1 protein-coding gene and 2 pseudogenes are annotated in these 2,214 nt (G+C 66.3%); all 3 read right to left on the bottom strand.

What is annotated here, in order from left to right; translation table 11 throughout:
* Nucleotides 1-304, bottom strand: a pseudogene (locus A3764_RS16545) (peptidoglycan-associated lipoprotein Pal); the annotation flags it as partial.
* 112 nt (nucleotides 305-416) lie between these two features.
* The gene (gene tolB / locus A3764_RS16540; RefSeq protein ID WP_443069036.1) at nucleotides 417-1,706 is read right to left on the bottom strand and encodes a Tol-Pal system beta propeller repeat protein TolB; all 1,290 of its coding nucleotides are present in this window, start codon (nucleotides 1,704-1,706) and stop codon (nucleotides 417-419) included.
* Between the two features lie 41 nt (nucleotides 1,707-1,747).
* Nucleotides 1,748-2,214 (bottom strand): annotated as a pseudogene (locus A3764_RS16535) (energy transducer TonB); the annotation flags it as partial.

The raw sequence follows: 2,214 nt of genomic DNA, 5'->3' as shown, positions 1-2,214 counted from the left end.
CTTCGATCACGGCCTGATAATCCATGTTCTGCATCAGCCAGCCCACCTGACCGTCCAGCGTGGCGCGGCCCACGGGGGTGAGGTTGGATTGATCGACCTCGAACAGCACCCGGTCGCCGATGGCCTGCTGGAAATAGGCGGGGGATGCCGGGTCGTTGGCGCTGCCGGGAACGATGCCGGAGGTCATCGCGCCTGCCGCGCCATTGGCCAGCGCCGCGTCGGCGCCGCCGAAGCGCGCGGGATCGGTACAGGCGGAAAGGGCGATGGCTGCGAACAGAAGGGTGCTGGTCAGGATGGGTTTCATTGGGTCTGCCTTTGGCGAATGAATGAGCGGTTCTGAGCTTGGCGCGATGCTAGCACAGCACCGCACCGGTTGGAATTGCCGCGCGCCGGGGCCCGAAACCCCGGCGCGGGGATCATTTCTGCAGCGGGGACCACGACGGGTCGGAGGCGCCGTCTGGCGTGCGCACCGGGCGCAGATTGCGGCCCGAGATGTCCACCGAATAGAGCGATGACGACCCGCCCGCGCCCTGGGTTTCGCGCGCGAACATGATGACCCGCCCGTTGGGCGCCCATGTCGGCCCCTCATCGAGGAAGGAAGCCGTGAGCAGCCGCTCCTCTGAGCCATCGGTGCGCATCACCCCGATATGGAACCGGCCCTTGTTCTGCTTGGTAAAGGCGATGAGATCGCCGCGCGGCGACCAGACCGGGGTGCCGTAGCGCCCTTCCCCGAAGGAAATGCGCGTGGCCTCGCCCCCGGTGGCCGGCATGACGTAAAGCTGCTGGGAGCCGGAGCGGTCGCTTTCAAAGACAATCTGGCTTCCGTCCGGCGAAAAGCTGGGCGCGGTTTCGATCGCGGGCGTATTCGTCAGCCGGACGGACTGACCGCTGGCGATGTCCATGGTGTAGATGTCGGTATTGCCGCCCTGGGTCAGCGAATAGACCACCGTCTGGCCGGTGGGCGAAAAGCGCGGGGCAAAGCTCATGGTGCCTTCGGCGCTTTCCAGCACCCGGCGCGACACGCTGTTGATATCCAGCACATAGATCCGCGGAAAGCCGCTTTCATAGCTGGTATAGAGCACCCGGTCCCCGGTGGGCGAAAAGCGCGGGGCCAGCACGATGGACCCCGAATCCGTCAGATACTGGATATTGGCCCCGTCGTAGTCCATGACCGCGAGCCGCTTCTTGCGGTCGTCCTTCGGCCCAGTCTCGGACACGAAGACGACGCGGCTGTCGAAATAGCCGCCCTCGCCGGTGATGCGGCTGTAGACGGCATCGGCCACCTTGTGCGCCATGCGGCGCCAGCCGTCGACCGTGCCGGTGAATTGCAGGCCATTGCCCAGTTCCGCGCCGGAAAAGACGTCGTAGAGGCGGAATTTCACGTCCAGCGTATTGCCCTGCACGTTGACGGCCCCGGTGATCAGCGCCTGTGCGTTGATGGCTTTCCAGTCGGCATATTGCACCGGCGCGTTGAAATCGCTGACGGTGGAGATAAAGGCGCTGGCGGGGATCTGGCGGAAGAGGCCAGTCCCGGTCAGGTCTTCGGCCACCACGCGGGCCAGATCGCTTGCCAATTGTCCGGCCTCGCCGCTTTCGGGCTGAAAGCTGGGCACCGCGAAGGGCAAGGGTTCGATCACGCCTTCGGTGATCTCGATCCGCAACGGGCCCTGCTGGGCCATCGCCGGAACGGCCATTCCCGCAAGCATGGCCAGCCCGAGGGCGAGCGCCCTGATACCAATCCAAGAACTCATTTGATGCGCATCCTTTCGGGGTTGAACGTCATTTCGATGTCGCGCCACTGGCCGTATTTCTCGGCCGGCAACGCGTAGCCGGAGGCACCGCAGCGGATGATCGCTCGGCGTGCGGCCTCGAAAGCCTGCCGCGCGGCACCGTCGGAGCCGCCGGAACTGCTTTCAAGGGTAATGGAACCGGTGATCGGCGTCCCGTCCTGATTCATCGCGACAGAGACGACGACGGTGGTGCGCAGCGCCTCGGTGGAGAGCGAGCCCACGTTCCAGCAGCTCGATACCGCGACGCGCAGCGATTCCTTTTCACCGGCCGAAAGCGGCGGGCCGCTGGGCTCGGCCGCGGCGGGCGCGGGGGCGTCTTCCACGGCGGATTGCGCGGCAGCCACGGCGGCGGCGATGGCAGCGGCATCCACGGTGTCCTCCGCCGGGGCGGGCGGCGTTTCGGGCACAGGCTCAGGCTCCGGCG

Source organism: Sulfitobacter sp. HI0129, from assembly GCF_001635395.1.
Lineage (GTDB): Bacteria > Pseudomonadota > Alphaproteobacteria > Rhodobacterales > Rhodobacteraceae > Sulfitobacter.
Note: the sequence above shows the minus strand (reverse complement) of the source record. Positions and strands in the feature narration are given on the sequence as shown.

Bases quoted from the DNA above. Each gene is read 5' to 3' on its own strand.
- tolB (WP_443069036.1), bottom strand. From the start codon at position 1,706: ATGCTTGCGGGAATGGCCGTTCCGGCGATGGCCCAGCAGGGCCCGTTG.